At 43.3% G+C, this 12,977-nt stretch carries 12 protein-coding genes; 7 read left to right on the top strand and 5 right to left on the bottom strand.

The window, feature by feature from the left end:
* Nucleotides 1–56: 56 nt before the first annotated feature.
* Complete coding sequence (locus J2Z20_RS05895) at nt 57–296, bottom strand: hypothetical protein (RefSeq protein WP_209846393.1); 240 nt, start codon at nt 294–296, stop codon at nt 57–59.
* A 284-nt stretch (nt 297–580) separates the two neighbouring features.
* Between J2Z20_RS05895 and J2Z20_RS05890 the strand changes: the two genes are divergently transcribed.
* The gene (locus J2Z20_RS05890) at nt 581–1,387 is read left to right on the top strand and encodes an SDR family oxidoreductase (RefSeq protein ID WP_209846389.1); all 807 of its coding nucleotides are present in this window, start codon (nt 581–583) and stop codon (nt 1,385–1,387) included.
* Here J2Z20_RS05890 and gluQRS read toward each other — a convergent pair.
* Both gluQRS and J2Z20_RS05880 read right to left on the bottom strand, forming a co-directional pair.
* A complete protein-coding gene (gluQRS, locus tag J2Z20_RS05885; RefSeq protein WP_209846386.1) occupies nt 1,382–2,341 on the bottom strand; it encodes a tRNA glutamyl-Q(34) synthetase GluQRS in 960 nt (319 codons plus the stop codon). The two genes, J2Z20_RS05890 and gluQRS, sit on opposite strands and share 6 nt — an antisense overlap.
* Before the next feature lie 90 nt (nt 2,342–2,431).
* Nucleotides 2,432–3,760: a hemolysin family protein gene (locus tag J2Z20_RS05880; RefSeq protein WP_209846384.1), complete on the bottom strand. Its 1,329-nt coding sequence runs from the start codon at nt 3,758–3,760 to the stop codon at nt 2,432–2,434.
* Nucleotides 3,761–4,068: 308 nt separating this feature from the next.
* Between J2Z20_RS05880 and J2Z20_RS05875 the strand changes: the two genes are divergently transcribed.
* Complete coding sequence (locus J2Z20_RS05875; RefSeq protein ID WP_209846382.1) at nt 4,069–4,833, top strand: DUF1836 domain-containing protein; 765 nt, start codon at nt 4,069–4,071, stop codon at nt 4,831–4,833.
* Nucleotides 4,830–7,367 (top strand): ATP-dependent helicase HrpB, encoded by a 2,538-nt coding sequence (gene hrpB / locus J2Z20_RS05870; protein WP_245251876.1) that lies wholly within the window; start codon nt 4,830–4,832, stop codon nt 7,365–7,367. The genes J2Z20_RS05875 and hrpB overlap by 4 nt, the downstream gene beginning before the upstream one ends.
* Before the next feature lie 21 nt (nt 7,368–7,388).
* On the opposite strand, the gene J2Z20_RS05865 is transcribed toward hrpB, so the two are convergent.
* Entirely contained in the window at nt 7,389–7,685 is a 297-nt protein-coding gene (locus J2Z20_RS05865; RefSeq protein WP_209846379.1) for a spore coat protein, read from the bottom strand.
* A 5-nt stretch (nt 7,686–7,690) separates the two neighbouring features.
* Complete coding sequence (locus tag J2Z20_RS05860) at nt 7,691–7,915, bottom strand: hypothetical protein (RefSeq protein ID WP_209846377.1); 225 nt, start codon at nt 7,913–7,915, stop codon at nt 7,691–7,693.
* A gap of 123 nt (nt 7,916–8,038) precedes the next feature.
* Between J2Z20_RS05860 and J2Z20_RS05855 the strand changes: the two genes are divergently transcribed.
* From J2Z20_RS05855 to J2Z20_RS05840, 4 genes are all read left to right on the top strand, one after another.
* Nucleotides 8,039–8,389 carry a DoxX family protein gene (locus J2Z20_RS05855; RefSeq protein WP_415640003.1) on the top strand — a complete coding sequence of 117 codons (351 nt, stop codon included), beginning with the start codon at nt 8,039–8,041 and terminating at the stop codon, nt 8,387–8,389.
* A 198-nt stretch (nt 8,390–8,587) separates the two neighbouring features.
* Nucleotides 8,588–9,193: an HD domain-containing protein gene (locus tag J2Z20_RS05850; protein ID WP_342454266.1), complete on the top strand. Its 606-nt coding sequence runs from the start codon at nt 8,588–8,590 to the stop codon at nt 9,191–9,193.
* 21 nt (nt 9,194–9,214) lie between these two features.
* On the top strand, nt 9,215–10,405 hold the full coding sequence (locus J2Z20_RS05845) for an acyltransferase (protein ID WP_209846376.1): 1,191 nt from the start codon (nt 9,215–9,217) through the stop codon (nt 10,403–10,405).
* Between the two features lie 376 nt (nt 10,406–10,781).
* Nucleotides 10,782–12,872, top strand: a complete 2,091-nt coding sequence (locus J2Z20_RS05840; protein WP_209846375.1) for a glycosyl hydrolase family 18 protein — start codon at nt 10,782–10,784, stop codon at nt 12,870–12,872.
* The last annotated feature ends 105 nt before the right edge of the window (nt 12,873–12,977 follow it).

Raw genomic sequence — 12,977 nt, 5'->3', positions numbered from 1 at the left:
AAAAAGGAGCCCATCCGTTCAATTAGACGGATAGGCTCCTTTTCTGCTTCTGACGATTAATACAGTGATAAAGCTAACGTGTCATTCTCGCTCTTGCTGTGAAGTATCGCCTCAGATCCTTCAATCTCGATGCTAATAAGCGAATTCAGACATTTTTTCAAAGCATTTTTACCATATTGAAATTTATGTTCCAGTGCGCTGCTGAGCAGTTTTAATATTTTTTGAGTAGATTGTTTATTGTCATTGTCGAAATATACAGGTACAGGTCTGTTTTGAAAGTTAATGATCATTCTCATTGGAATCACCTCTGAATAAGTTATTTCACAGTTTTCATTGTAGATTGCCTAGCTTAAAAATTCCTTAAAAATAGCTTATAGAATGTATAAAGATTGTCCAAAAATACAAATGTTCAAAATTTGATCAACATTGCTAATAAAATGGAATCTCCATATTAATTACGTCACAAACAGGAAATAGTTTCACAAATAAATGAAGTTTTTTGTTTTTTATGATTAGAAGCGGCGCTGTTTTGGGTAATCTTTATAAATGACATGATATAAGGTCGAAGGAGTGCGCGGTAATGAATGAACAGATAAAAGATTCACAGCGATTTGCGGGTAAAACAGCGATTGTCACAGGTGCCGGTTCGGGTATCGGCAAAGCCGCTGCTGTTAAGTTAGCTCAGCAAGGAGCGAAGGTGGCACTGTTTGATTTGAAGGATGAGCGAACAGAACAGACAGAACAAGATATTAACAAAATGAAGGCAGGCTCGTCAAGAGCGTTTGACGTTGACACAGCTGACCCGAAGCGAGTGGAAGAGGCAGTTCTGGAAACCGTAAAAACATTCGGCGGTGTAGATATCGTATTTGCGAATGCGGGTATTAACGGTGTGCTGGCTCCAATTGAGGATATGGATGTGGGTGATTGGGAGCAGACGCTGCGCGTGAACTTGAATGGTACATTTTTGACCGTAAAATATGCGATTCCTCACTTGAAAAAAAGGGGTGGTGGAAGCATCATCATTACCAGCTCGATCAATGGGAATGTGCGATTTTCTGGATTCGGCATGTCTGCATACAGTACGTCCAAAGCGGGACAAGTTGCCTTTGCAAAAATGGCCGCACTAGAGCTTGCCAAGTTTAAAATTCGCGTCAATGTAATTTGCCCAGGCGCGATTTCAACGAACATAGATCAAAGCACGGTGCAGACCGATGAACTCAAAGAAATTATTATCCCAGTCGAGTATCCCGAAGGAAGCCAGCCGCTTGCAGATGGACCTGGTAAGCCGGAAAATGTAGCGGATCTCGTAGCTTTTCTTGCATCGAACGAAGCTGCCCACATTACAGGGGCGCAAATTGTGATCGATGGTGCTGAGTCACTTTTATAGTAATAATTGCTCTAAAATTTGTTCGTTAAGCGTAAAGGGTGTAGTGGATACTGCTTTCGGTTCGAAGTGTTCGATGAGTTCAGATGCTTTCACGGGCTCTGGCTTCGGAATAAGTCCGCTCATGTATGCAAGATACCCTACAACTTTCTCAGGAGAAATGCCCTGTGCTCGAATGGAATGAAGTGCGATCGCTCCGTGACGCTTAGCGAGTCGCTGACCATCTGGTCCATAAAGCAGTGGTACGTGTGCGAAGCTTGGAGCGTTAAGTCCAAGAGCTTTGTAAAGAAGCAGCTGACGCGGCGTTGAATCAAGTAAATCCCATCCGCGCAGCACGTCGGTAATACCCATCGCAGCATCATCCACGACGACAGCCAGTTGATAAGAGATGATGCCATCCGCTCTCTTGACGATAAAGTCACCGCCATAACTTGCCGAGAACGACTGAAGACCAGCAATTTGATCAGCAAAAGAAATGTTCCCTTCAGGAGTCTTAAAGCGGAGGGAAGGTACTTTGTCAGCTGCCTTTACCAATCTCTGTTCAGTTGTTAACGAGCGGCATTGTCCGTTATAAGCAGGTCCCTCTGAAGCAATCCCGTGCGGCGCACTGGCAACACTGAGCAATTGCGCTCGGCTGCAGTAACAAGGATAGAGATATTGCCCTTGTGACAGCTTTAACAGCGCTTGTTCGTATAGATGCTGTCTTTCGCTTTGCCGATATGGTCCATAAGAGCCTCCTACATCAGGGCCCTCATCCCAGTCAATACCGAGCCAGTACAGATCATCGATGATTTGTTCAGCAATATGCGGTTTAGAGCGGTGAATATCAATATCTTCGACACGAAGAATGAATTCACCTCTTACAGCTCTCATCTGTAACCATGCGAGGAGGGCAGTACGTGCGTTTCCAAGATGTATCATTCCAGATGGTGTTGGTGCAAATCTTCCCCGTCTCAAGGGTGGACCCTTCTTTCGTTGATGATTAATTAAATCTATTTTAGCATAGAAAAAAGCACCGGAAAAATGCCTCCGATGCTCATATCATGTTTAAGATGTTAAAGATAATTCCTCTTGAACAGGTGTTACTTTTTGAATTTCAAGTTTGCGAATACGGTGTTCTTCTTTTTCCAGGACGGTAAAGACTAGATCTTTGTAGTGGGATTGATCGCCTTCTTTGAGGTCCATATTCTCACCATACAACCAACCGCCAATCGTATCAAGCTCTTCATTCTCTATATCAACGAGTAATAAATCATTAATTTGAGAAATAAGCACTTTCCCGTCAACGATAAGGTGATTCTCTTCGACTTGAACGATATCAGAAGTTTCCTCATCATCAAACTCGTCTCTAATTTCACCAACGATTTCTTCCAATATATCTTCAATGGTTACCATCCCGGATGTACCGCCATATTCGTCAATAAGAATGGCCATATGAGAACGTTCCTTCTGCATCTTCTTAAGCAGCTTACTGAGCGGAATCGTCTCGGAAACGGTCATCACCGGATGGATCAAGCTTGTTAAATCTAGATCAGGGTTATCCTCGTGTTCCAAAAAGTATTGTTTCGTATTGATCATACCAACAACATTGTCTTTGCTCTCTGTAACTACAGGGAAACGAGTATAACGCTCTTCTTTAATAATTTTGCGATTTTCTTCAGCTGACTTGTTCGTGTACAAAACAACCATATCTGTACGCGGAACCATAATTTCTTTCGCAAGCAGTTCATCAAATGCAAAGATTCGACTTACGTATCCATACTCATTTTGATTGATTTTACCGCTCTCAAAGCTTTCATTAATAATAATTTGCAACTCTTCTTCCGTATGAGCTTCTTCATGCTCGGATACAGGCTCAATCCCCATCCATTTCACAATTCGATTCGAGGATACATTGAGCAGCCAAATAAATGGATGTGCGATTTTGTTAAACCAAATAATAGGCCGCGCTGTAAAAAGAGCAATCTTCTCAGCCTTTTGAATCGCAATCGATTTCGGTGCAAGTTCTCCGGCTACAACGTGAACATACGTAATCAGCACAAAAGCAATAACGAAAGATAGAACGGAATTAAACTTATCCGGCAAATCCAGCAAGTGGAATAACGGATGCAATATTTTCTCGATCGTCGGTTCACCAAGCCAACCAAGAATCAGGGAAGTAATTGTAATACCAAGCTGGCTTGTAGACAGATATCCATCTAAGTTGGATACGACTTGCTTAACTGCAAGGGCGCCATTTCTTCCTTCGGCAACCATCTGATCTACACGGCTAGGACGGATCTTAACAATTGCAAATTCCACAGCTACAAAAAATGCGCTCAGAGCTATGAGTAAAACAATCAAAAATAAATTCAATACGTACCTGTCACTTTCCATTTCTATTAATCTTCTCCTTATAAGTGAGTAATCTATGAGAGCCCATTAGAGTTCCAATGAACTTCATTATACAAACGTAAACCAAAAAATTCAAAAGTCATATCGAACGAAATATGGCGATATTAGCCTTACAATTTGAATTAGGGGGGAGTTAACGGAATCGTTGCTTTATTTTTGAGCGCAATATCTATCTTTACAAACCATTTTCGCCGTTTTATGATGAGTTCATATGAACCTAAAATAGAAGCTTAGAGAAGAAGGCTAAATGAAGCTTAAATATTAGAAGCTAATAAATAGAGGTGAACATTTTGGAAACATGGAATATGACACGTGAACAAGCATCAGATTTACTGCGTTCCATACGTGGAGACCTCCAGAAAACGCCGCTCAGTATACTTCAAGATGCTTGGCATCATACACTCGAAAAGCAGAAGAATACGGTCATGTCATTGGACGCTATTAACCCAATTACCGTTCCTTCGATTGTCAATAAAATCATGAAAATGAATTCTTCGCAAGAAGGACTTTCTTTAAATGATATTGTGGCACTTGGCAATTTAATTGAATTTAACGAGTATGCGATTACTTCCGTACAAAATTGGGTGAAGCGGGATATTCGCGATATTCTCGGTACTCCAAAGTGCGGTAAGAAATATTCCATAGACCAAGCCGCTGTCTTACTCATCGTAGAAGATCTGAAAGCGACACTCGATTTTGAGTCGATTCGCAAGCTGCTTAAGGTCTTGTTCAATAATCCAAACGATGATCAAGACGATCTTATATCTCCGATCGATTTTTACCATTTCTACGCCACATTGATTGAAGAAATGAAAGTACAAGCTCACAATGTTAAGGTGAAATCAATGAAAAAACGATTAGAACAGAGTGCAATACCTTACTTAACAAAAATGATTAAAAATAAAGCTGATGAACGTGCGCGCAGCCTAGAGCATTTGCATACCTCCGAGCAGGACCAAATTAGCAATGCACTGGTTGTTGCCGTCGTCTCAGTTCAGGCCGCTTACTACCAATCTATAGCTAAACGTGCTTTGAATGCGGCGGTGTACTTATGAGTGATCGACCTATGAATAATAAATTTCGGAATGAACACGAATTACCTATCCATGAAGTCATTCCTCAGATCAAAGATGCGCTTTCTTCGCATCGTTCAGCAGTACTTATTGCTGAGCCTGGAGCAGGGAAAACAACAGAGACACCATTAGCGCTTCTAAATGAGCCCTGGCTAGAGGGTAAAAAAATAATAATGCTCGAGCCAAGACGGTTAGCTGCTAGATCGGCAGCCGCTTATATGTCCAAAATGCTGGGAGAGCAGGTCGGACAAACGGTTGGTTATCGAGTGCGGTGGGATTCTAAAGTGAGTAAAGATACGCGTATAGAAGTGGTAACCGAAGGTATTTTAACGCGAATGCTGCAAGCTGATCCTGAACTCGAAGGTGCCCGGCTTGTCATCTTTGATGAGTTTCATGAACGAAGCATTCATGCCGATTTGGGGCTTGCGCTAACCCTTCAGTCTCAATCGATATTGCGTGAAGATTTACGAATACTAATCATGTCGGCTACGCTCCATGGAGAGCGCATTGCAGAGCTTTTGGGGGATGCGCCGATTATCGAATCGAAGGGTCGGGTCTATCCTGTAGAAACAAGATACGTGCCGATCCTTAATCAAGATGATGTAGAAACAGTTATGAAACGTACCATAATTCAATCGATTCAGCATGATCAAGGGGATATACTAGCATTCCTGCCAGGTGCCAAGGAGATAAGACGAGTTCAATCGGCGTTAGAGAACGAAGTGCCATCAGATGTAATCCTCGTTCCGCTGTACGGTAATTTACCTTTGGAACAGCAGGATGCGGCCATTCGTCCAGCACCAGCAGGCAAGCGCAAAGTTGTACTAGCGACTTCGATTGCTGAATCAAGCTTGACTGTTGAAGGAATTACAATCGTCATCGACAGTGGTCTTCAGCGTGTGTCTAAATTTTCCCCGCGAACAGGAATGGCGCATCTGACTACAGTTAAGGTCTCGAAAGCATCGGCAGATCAGCGGCGCGGAAGAGCGGGAAGGCTAGCGCCGGGAATTTGCTATCGATTATGGAGCGAGCAAGAAGAGCGGATGCTGCGTCCATTCTCGGTCCCGGAAATTTTGGAGGCGGATCTTGTTCCATTAGCTCTTGAACTTGCGGGGTGGGGTACAGCAGATCCTAATGATTTATTGTGGCTCGATGTACCTCCGAAGGGTGCATATGAACATGCTGTGCAATTGCTTGAAGGGCTTGGTGCGCTTAAAGCGGACGGCAGCCGTTCTATTACGACTCATGGGAAGGCGATGGCGTCACTTGGTGTCCATCCACGCATCGCTAATATGCTTCTTAAGGCGAAGGATCTTGGGCTCGGGTATGTGGCGGCACGTTTAGGTGCGCTCCTTCAAGAAAGAGATCTCTTTCGCGGACAAGATGCCGCTCGCAAGACGGATATTCGATTGCGATTGGAGGCACTTCTTCAGGCAGATGAAGGTGTTGACATCCAAGAGATCGACCTTGCTGTTATGAAAAGGATAAAGACAGAGGCTGACCATTTCATGCGCATTTTAGATATCGATGATCAGCCTATTCAAGATTCACAAATCGATATGTGCGGTTTACTTCTTTGTTTTGCCTATCCAGATCGGATTGGTAGGCGGAGAAGTAATGGACGATATACTTTGCAAAATGGACGCGGGGCTTATTTCGCTCATCAAGATCATGTGTCTGAGCAAGATTATATCGTTGCGGCCGAGTTAGATGATCAGGGCACAGAAAGCCGCATTCAACTCGCTGCACCTGTAGATGGTTCAGAGCTCGAACAACACTTTGCAAGTCATATCGAAAAGCAAAGCAACATTTACTGGGATAGAGAAGCGGAAGCGATCAGAGCAAAGCAAGTCATGCGAATGGGAAGCATCATACTGCGAGAAACGCAGCTAGCTAATCCGTCTCAGGATGAACTATTAGCGATATTATTAGAAGCGATTAAGCATATAGGCCTTCAAATCCTTCCATGGAAGCCGAAATCTAAGCAATTACAGCAGAGAATGATGTTTATGCACAAGCAGGACGACACATTCCCTGATGTATCGGATGAAGCATTGCTTGCAACGCTTGATAGCTGGCTTGCACCTTATGTTATCGGGATGAAGAGCCGCCAAGATTTAGAACGTCTCGATTTGGCTGCTATTTTACAGTCTATGCTTTCGTGGGAACAACTTCGGCAGCTTGATGAGTATGCACCCACGCATATGATCGTTCCTAGTGGATCACGGATTCCAATTCACTACAGTGACGGTGAATCGCCGTATATATCCGTACGTCTTCAAGAAATGTTCGGACTTCAAGAGACACCTCGGATCGGAGGAGGCAAAGTCCCGATTACACTGCATTTGCTGTCTCCGGCTCAGCGGCCTGTTCAGGTCACTTCTGATTTGGCGAGCTTTTGGAAGCATGCTTATTTCGAAGTGAAAAAGGATTTGAAAGGCCGTTATCCCAAACATTATTGGCCTGACAATCCGCTTGAGGCGATTGCTACGCATCGTGCTAAACCTAAATCATAAGTTCATAACTAAACTAAATGACTAGGTGATTTGTTTCAGCGCTTTAGCGGCTTGTTTTAAATCTCGATCTAGCAGTTCCTTAGTTAGCCTGGGCTGTATCCAGCCTTTTTGTTCCTGATAATGCTTTATTGTTTCTTGGAATGATTTGATGTCTTTGATCTGCAGCTCAAGCCAACTTTTCAAATCAGCGGATGCTACTGCGGCTATAGCTGCTTCAAGAGAATACGTACGATGTTCAAGAGTAAGCAGCAGATCGGACGCAATGACTTCATCACTCAGCAGCTTCATTCCCATTAAGCTTTCGACAATTGGATTCATACGAGTCAGTCGCCTCCAAATATTGATGGGGAAATAGAGGAGGATAGTAATGTGTGCAGTTTCTCAGCTATGAGAGCGCACCGCTTACTGTCCTCTTCTAATATCTTTTGAAGATGTTCATCGCTTGTAAGCTGTTTGAACGTATACGATTTGAGCATAGAAGTGACATGAATGTTCAGCAGTTTATGCAATTCGGTAGCATCTGACGAAAGAGAGACAGGCGGATTCATAGGCTCCCACTCACCTTATATCTTTTCCACTTAGTATGCGGCAATTTTTAAAGATTATGAGTACGTTATTATTTGAAAATTTGAAAAGGTGTTGAAAAGGTTCTGAAAAAGATTGAAAAAAACATTATCGGTTTGTTATTTGCCGGACATGGTGCGCAAAAGCTGTTTGGCTGGTTCGGAGGTTATGGACTAAAAGGAACTGGCGGATGGCTTGAATCGATCAATATTAAACCAGGCGTATTGATGGCGTTCGTCGTTGGATTGTTTGAATTTGCCGGCGGCTTGTTGTTCGCGGCTGGACTATGGACAACACTTGCGGCTATCCTCGTTGCAATCACAATGATTGGTTCTATTGTAACGGTTCATGGTAAAAACGGACTTTGGTCCACTCAAAACGGATATGAATACAATCTAGTATTACTTGCAGCAGTTATCGGTGTTGCCTTAACAGGCCCTGGTGCTATTGCAGTTTAATATAGATAGACAGCAAGCAGCCGGGTATGATGATCATCATCGTATTCGGTTGTTTTTTTGTGCTATCCTTTATCTGGATAAAGTAGAGCCTTGTCTATCAATCTAGTACAATAACAAGGTAGAGAGTTCATGGCTTAGGTCATTAGGAGGTCGTTCCACATAGATACTCATCGTATTTTAGAAGCTGCAGCAGCATTTGTGAAAAAAGAGCTTGGAGGCGATTCAAGCGGACACGATTGGTGGCATATTGAACGTGTAACTTCACTTGCCAAGAGGATTGCGAAGCAGGAGAATGCCGACGTATTTATTTGCGAGCTCAGTGCACTGCTTCATGATGTAGCAGATGAGAAATTAAATCCATCGAAGGAAGCCGGTATGCACAAGGTTGCGGATTGGCTTGAACAGCAGAAGGTAGATGGAGACGCCGCTGAACATGTCCTAGACATTATTGGAGCGATGTCTTATCGCGGCGGCAATTCTGAAAGGATGCGCACACTGGAAGGGCGTGTCGTGCAGGATGCGGATCGGCTTGATGCGCTTGGCGCTATAGGCATCGCACGTACATTTGCTTATTCTGGCTCGAAAGGACAAGTGATGTATGACCCGGACATTCCAGTGCGCGATCAGATGACACCTGAGGAATATCGAGGCGGAAAAAGTACGGCTGTCAATCATTTTTATGAAAAGTTGTTTAAACTGAAAGATTTAATGAATACAGATTATGCTCGAAAACTAGCAGATGAAAGACACGAATTTATGGAGCAGTTTATTGCAAGATTTTATAAAGAATGGAACGGTGAATAAATAAAGTCAGGAGTTTACAACATGATTCGCAAGCAAAAAATCGAAGAAATTCAAGTTCTGCGCGGACTAGCCTTTCTTGCCGTTGTCCTTCAGCATTCTATAGCTCATTATGCTAATGTAGACGGGGTTACACTAGAGGATGGCGTATTGATGGGCTTGCTGCTATTAATAAGTAAGTTCGCGGTACCAGCGTTTATTTTTATAACCGGGATGGTGCTCTTTTACAATTACGACGGTAAGATCAACTACTTCTCTTTCCTCGTTAAAAGATTTAAAGATATCGTTGTTCCTTATTTTATCTGGTCGGTTATTTATTTGATAATAAAAAATGGTCTGATGAACACATTGACAGATCCTTTGACAATATTGCACGCATGGCTAACGGGAAAAGGAAGCTATCATCTATGGTATGTGGCGATGACGATCCCCCTCTATGTGTTGTTTCCGCTATTTAAGAGGGCAGGGCGGTATGTTCATCATCATTGGAATCGATCTGCCAAAATAGGAGCGCTTATTGCAGCAGGACTATTGTACATTTGGCTTACATCACTTGTTGGACCAGTGTATCAGCTAATGTACAGGCTTCAAGTTCCTGTATTGACAGATGTATTTACCCTTTATGCAGATCGCAATTTTATTTATTTTATTTTTTATTTTGTGTTGGGTGCTGCTGCAGGACTAGGCGTTCATACTTGGAAAGAGTGGATTCATAAGTATCGGCCCATTTATATGAGTCTATTTGTGCTCATGTTCTGTTATCATTTCTATAGAACAGTACAAAGTTTTCAGATGGGTACAGATCTCAAAATTACGTTTCAAGCGACGACGCTGCTGCAGCCATGGATGGCAGTGTTTCTCATAAGTTCGGTGTTCGTCTATTACGACATCGTTAGCCAAATAACGATTCGCACCTCTTGGCTCCAAAATAAACTGGCTGTCATTGGTCATTTCTCATATGGCGCATATCTAGTTCATGCATTGATGCTGCCCGCTGTTGGTTATCCAGTCGATCGTGCTCTATTTACGGGGTTGCCTGTTACGATTCGAATGATTCTAGTATTCGCTCTATGTATGATCAGTTCAGTAGGAGTGATGTATGGTTTGAACAAGATGCCAAAGACCAAATGGATCACGGGTTTAACAGCTCGGCCAATTCGAAAGAGAGTGCTGCATAATAACCAAAAATTAAGTAAAAATACAATAAATGGATAAATTTACCCCTGTAAAATATAATATTATCCCTCTCAAAGTGGAGAAACTATGCTTAAATAATGGTAACAACTCCATATCGATATGAAGTTTCGTTCATAGCTTATCTTTATCAGAGCTTTCAAACGATTGAAGAATGCGCGTCGTGCGCGAGTGAATTCTTCAATGCATTGAAAGCTTTTCTGTTTTCTATGGGGTTGGCTTCTGGCTTCTCAAAGGAGGTGGTGCCTATACAATGTGCTGCTTGTTTTGTTGCTAAGTCTATTCCCATAGAAGGGAGGAGAGTTCAATTACATCTATGAAGTTTCCTCATCAGGAGCAGACTATTTTGGTTGATCCGCTATGAAAATATTTTCATATTTTTGAGGAGGAATGATAGATGATAAGCTCTAAGATTTTTTTGAAAACGTATTCAAATACGCTGCGCCTTATCGGAACAATATTATTGATTTTCACCTTGGCAATGCCGACATTCTCATTTGGTGCCAGCAGGGCAGATGCGGCCTCAAGCTATAAAATTGTCGGCTATTATCCAGCATGGGCGGCATATGGACGCAATTATAACGTAACGGACATTGATCCGAATAAAGTGACACATATTAACTATGCTTTTGCTGATATATGCTGGAATGGAATTCACGGTAATCCCGATCCAACAGGTCCAAACCCGGTCACATGGTCTTGCCAAAATGAGAACAGTCAGACGATCAACGTGCCTAATGGAACCATTGTGCTTGGCGATCCATGGATTGATACTGGCAAACGGTTTGCGGGGGATACATGGGATCAGCCGTATGCCGGCAACATCAATCAGCTTAATAAGCTCAAAACGATAAATCCGAATTTGAAGACGATCATATCTGTCGGCGGCTGGACATGGTCTAACCGGTTCTCAGACGTAGCAGCAAGTCAAACAACACGTGAGACATTTGCCAATTCGGCTGTTGATTTTCTCCGGAAATTCAAATTTGACGGCATTGATTTGGACTGGGAATATCCAGTATCAGGCGGATTAGCCGGCAATAGCTACCGGGCAGCTGATAAGCAGAATTATACGCTCCTGCTGCAAGAAATTCGGAATAAATTAAATGCAGCAGAATCTACAGATGGCAAACATTATCTCCTGACGATCGCATCCGGGGCATCGCCATCTTATGCGCAAAATACAGAGCTGAACAAAATTGCAGGCATCGTAGACTGGATTAACATTATGACTTACGATTTCAACGGCGGCTGGCAGGCTGTCTCCGCACATAATGCACCGCTCTACTTCGATCCTGCTGCGGGGAGTGCTGGCGTACCAGACGCGGCTTCTTTCAATGTCGACGCGGCTGTACAAGGTCATCTGAATAGCGGAGTTCCTGCGAGCAAACTTGTCATGGGTGTACCGTTCTATGGAAGAGGATGGGATGGTGTAGGTTCAGCAAATAATGGCCAGTATCAAACCGGAACTGGAGCATCGCAGGTTGGAACTTGGGAAGCAGGTGTGTTCGATTTTAGCGATTTAGAAGCGAATTACATTAATAAAAATGGGTATACCCGTTACTGGAACGACACTGCTAAAGTGCCTTATTTATATAATGCTTCGAACCGAAGATATATCAGCTATGATGATACAGAATCGGTTGGGAACAAGACGGCGTATATTAAATCCAAGGGCTTAGCTGGAGCGATGTTCTGGGAACTGAGCAGTGATCGGAATAAAACACTTCTTACCAAAGTAAATACAGATTTAGGCGGCGGAACGCCTCCTCCAGCAGATACAGCTCCGCCTAGTGCGCCTGCGAACCTCGTCTCTACGGGTAAAACGTCAAACAGCGTATCGTTGTCATGGAATGCTTCCACTGATAATGTAGGAGTAACGAGTTACCTTGTCTATAATGGAAGCACACTTGCGGCTACGGTGTCAGGCACAAGTGGGACGGTTAGCGGTCTATCTGCATCAACGACGTATACATTTACAGTGAAGGCAAGCGATGCGGCCGGAAATGTATCCGGGTCAAGCAACGCTGTAACGGTTACGACGAATGCTCCTCAGCAAGATACGACTGCACCTTCAGCTCCAACGAATTTAAGTGTAACAAGCAAAACTTCCACTAGCGTAACGCTAAGCTGGACAGCATCGACGGATAACGTTGGTGTTACGGGATACGATATTTATAACGGTTCCGTATTAGCAGCCAGTGTAACAGGCACTTCAGCGACGATTAGCGGTTTGACAGCGAGCACCAGTTACACGTTCACCGTTAAAGCGAAGGATGCGGCTGGGAACATATCAGGTGCAAGCAATGCCGTTACAGTGACGACGGATGCTTCAGGCAGCACCATTCAAGAATGGCAGCCTAACACATGGTATTCTGTAGGTCAATTAGTAACGTATAACGGATTGACCTATAAATGTATTCAAGCACATACTTCTTTGGTAGGCTGGGAACCGCCTATTGTACCAGCACTATGGGGACTGCAATAAATAACACATTCATGTAAATCATAGGGCAGTTCCGCTTTGGCGGAGCTGCCTTTTTCGCGTAAATGTCATTGAGATGTCACTTGCTCCTATAGCTGACCTCAGGTA

The organism is Paenibacillus sediminis, from assembly GCF_017873765.1.
Taxonomy (GTDB): domain Bacteria; phylum Bacillota; class Bacilli; order Paenibacillales; family Paenibacillaceae; genus Paenibacillus_AG; species Paenibacillus_AG sediminis.
This window is presented reverse-complemented; position numbering and strand designations above follow the sequence as displayed.

Bases quoted from the DNA above. Each gene is read 5' to 3' on its own strand.
- J2Z20_RS05860 (WP_209846377.1), bottom strand. From the start codon at position 7,915: ATGAATCCGCCTGTCTCTCTTTCGTCAGATGCTACCGAATTGCATAAA.
- J2Z20_RS05880 (WP_209846384.1), bottom strand. From the start codon at position 3,760: ATGGAAAGTGACAGGTACGTATTGAATTTATTTTTGATTGTTTTACTC.
- J2Z20_RS05840 (WP_209846375.1), top strand. From the start codon at position 10,782: ATGATAAGCTCTAAGATTTTTTTGAAAACGTATTCAAATACGCTGCGC.
- hrpB (WP_245251876.1), top strand. From the start codon at position 4,830: ATGAGTGATCGACCTATGAATAATAAATTTCGGAATGAACACGAATTA.
- J2Z20_RS05895 (WP_209846393.1), bottom strand. From the start codon at position 296: ATGAGAATGATCATTAACTTTCAAAACAGACCTGTACCTGTATATTTC.
- J2Z20_RS05845 (WP_209846376.1), top strand. From the start codon at position 9,215: ATGATTCGCAAGCAAAAAATCGAAGAAATTCAAGTTCTGCGCGGACTA.
- J2Z20_RS05890 (WP_209846389.1), top strand. From the start codon at position 581: ATGAATGAACAGATAAAAGATTCACAGCGATTTGCGGGTAAAACAGCG.
- J2Z20_RS05865 (WP_209846379.1), bottom strand. From the start codon at position 7,685: ATGAATCCAATTGTCGAAAGCTTAATGGGAATGAAGCTGCTGAGTGAT.